4 protein-coding genes are annotated in these 2,459 nt (G+C 64.5%); all 4 read left to right on the top strand.

The window, feature by feature from the left end:
• A partial coding sequence (locus I5W_RS09140; protein WP_044528987.1) for a P1 family peptidase occupies nt 1-886 on the top strand: 886 nt, incomplete at its 5' end.
• Nucleotides 883-1,725, top strand: coding sequence for a M55 family metallopeptidase (locus I5W_RS09135; RefSeq protein WP_044528986.1), 843 nt, complete (start codon nt 883-885; stop codon nt 1,723-1,725). The genes I5W_RS09140 and I5W_RS09135, both read left to right, overlap by 4 nt.
• A 97-nt stretch (nt 1,726-1,822) precedes the next feature.
• Nucleotides 1,823-2,290 (top strand): type II RES/Xre toxin-antitoxin system antitoxin, encoded by a 468-nt coding sequence (gene parS / locus I5W_RS09130; RefSeq protein WP_044528985.1) that lies wholly within the window; start codon nt 1,823-1,825, stop codon nt 2,288-2,290.
• Nucleotides 2,287-2,459: RES family NAD+ phosphorylase (locus tag I5W_RS29645; RefSeq protein WP_148289072.1), on the top strand; the 173-nt coding region annotated here is incomplete at its 3' end. The genes parS and I5W_RS29645, both read left to right, overlap by 4 nt.

Raw genomic sequence — 2,459 nt, 5'->3', positions numbered from 1 at the left:
GGCGGCGGCGGCGGTCATCAATGGCTTTGGCAAGAGCGCCGGGCTGGTGCAGTTGGAAGAGCTGGGCTTGCTGGAGACGCCCATTGCGCTGTCCAATACCTTTGCCGTGGGCACGTTGTTGAATGCCCAGATTGCCCATGCCGTGCGCGCCAACCCGCAATGCGGGCGCAGCCTGCCCACCGTCAACGCGCTGGTGCTGGAATGCAATGACGGCTATCTCAACGACCTGCAGGCCATGGCAGTGCAGGCCGCGCATTTCGAGGCCGCCATGCAGGCCTTGTCGCCGGAGGTGGCGCAGGGTTCGGTGGGAGCAGGGCGGGGCATGTCCAGCTTTGGCTTGAAGGGCGGCATCGGGACCGCGTCGCGGCTGGCCGTGGTGGGCCAGGCGGCACAGGTCTTCACGGTGGGCGCCTTGGTGCTGTCCAATTTCGGCCGGCTGCCCGAGCTGATCCTGGCCGGCGACCCGCTCGGGGCCCGGCTGGCTGCCGCCGAGCATGGCGACAGCGCGCCCGAGAAGGGCTCCATCATCATGATCCTGGCCACCGATGCGCCGCTCGATGCGCGCCAGTTGAAGCGCCTGGCCACCCGTGCCGGTGCCGGCCTGGCACGCACCGGCTCGGTCTATGGCCACGGCAGTGGCGACATCGCACTGGCGTTCTCCACAGCCCAGCAGATCGAGGCCGAGGCCGAGTGCGTACAGATGGCGCTGCTGGCCGATCAGGTGCTGGACCCCTTGTTCCATGCCGCGGCCGACAGTGTCGAGCAAGCCATCATCCATGCGCTGCTAACCGCCGAGACGGTGCGCGGGCGTGATGGGCACGTGCGCGTCAGTCTGCGTGAACGGCTGGCTGGATCCCCCGACTTCCCTGGAAAAACCTGCATATGAACAAACGCGCCAATATTTTGGTTTCTGTCGACATCGAAGGCGTCGCCGGGGTCTTTCATCCCGAGCAGACCCGTGCCGGCAATGGCGAATATGAACGAGCACGCCGCATGATGACCGAGGAAGCCAATGCCGTCATCCGCGGTGCTTTGGCTGCCGGCGCCACTGCCATCAAGGTCAACGATGCGCACGGCGGCTATCGCAACCTGCTGCCCGACCTGCTGCATCCGCAGGCGCGCATGGTGCTGGGCAAGCCGCGCTTGCTGGGCATGATGGGCGGGGTCGAGCACGATATCGATGCAGTCATGCTGGTGGGCTACCACTCGCGTGCCCAGGGCCGCGGCATCCTGGCGCATACCAGCAACAGCTTCGCCTTTGCCCGCGTCTGGCTGGGCGGGGTGGAGATGGGGGAGGCGGGGCTGTATGGTGCGCTGGCAGCCGAGCATGGGGTGCCGGTGATCTTCGGTAGTGGTGACGATGCCTTCATCGAAGAAAACCAGCCCCTGTTTCCTCATGCCGTGTTTGCCGAGACCAAGAAGGCCTATGGCGCCAACAGCGGCGATTCGCTGACGCCCCAGCAGTCCTGCGTGCTGCTGGAGGAACGCGCACGACAGGCGGTGGCGGCCTTGGTGGCGCAACCGGCGTCGATGCCGGTGCTGCCGCTGGCCGGTCCGCTGCGCTGCCGCTTGCAGACGCAGACGGTGGCGTTGGCCGATCTGTTTATCCAATTGCCGATCCTGGAACGTAGCGATAACGTCACCGTCGAGTTCGATGCCCCCACGGCGGAATATGCGGTGCGGGTGCTCAACAGTCTTTCGGCCATGTCGGCCATGTTGCGTTAAGGGACTTTTCCGGTTTTTCTCATTTGGTAGATGATTGACTCTCATTTGAGAAGCCTCTAGGATGAGAGGCTACGACTGATCATATGAGAGGCAGGCCATGGCAACCCGATCCAGCACCGTCCGCGTATTGAATAAAAGTACGCATGGCCTGGGCGCCAGGCCCAATGACTTCCGCCGCTTTGCCAGCATGGACCCGATCAGCCAGGGGCGCACCATCCGCGATGGCATGGAGGCCATCATCGCCGAACGGGTGGCCAAGGAATTGTTGCAGATTCCCTTGCAGACCTTGCTGACCGGCCTGGGGCTGCCCAGTTCGACCATCTTGCGCAAGATTTCCCGCCAGGAGCGGCTCTCCGGTGCCGAATCGGATCGTATCGCCCGTGTGCTCTACATTCACGAACAGGCGACCGACGTGTTCGAGGATGCCGGGCTGGCCGCCGAATGGATGCGCCGCGCCAATGCCACGCTGGGCGGCATGACGCCGCTGGAAGTGCTCGATACCCAACCCGGCTACGACCGGGTGCGCGATATTCTCACCCGCATCGCCTTCGGAGTGGCTGCGTGAAGCTTTACCGGCTGGCCAAGGACAAGCCGGGGCACTATGCAGCAGAAGACCTGTCCGGCAATGGTGCCGCCTTCAGTGGCGGGCGCTGGAATCCGCGCGGCGTGCGGGTGCTCTATACCTGCTGCAGCGCTTCGACCGCCTTGCTGGAATCCCTGATTCACATGGCCGG

The organism is Herbaspirillum sp. B65, from assembly GCF_000333555.1.
Taxonomy (GTDB): domain Bacteria; phylum Pseudomonadota; class Gammaproteobacteria; order Burkholderiales; family Burkholderiaceae_D; genus Herbaspirillum; species Herbaspirillum rubrisubalbicans.
Note: the sequence above shows the minus strand (reverse complement) of the source record. Positions and strands in the feature narration are given on the sequence as shown.

What these genes read in the sequence shown, in the direction of transcription:
- I5W_RS09135 (WP_044528986.1), top strand. Translation starts at nt 883, where the DNA reads ATGAACAAACGCGCCAATATTTTGGTTTCTGTCGACATCGAAGGCGTC.
- parS (WP_044528985.1), top strand. Translation starts at nt 1,823, where the DNA reads ATGGCAACCCGATCCAGCACCGTCCGCGTATTGAATAAAAGTACGCAT.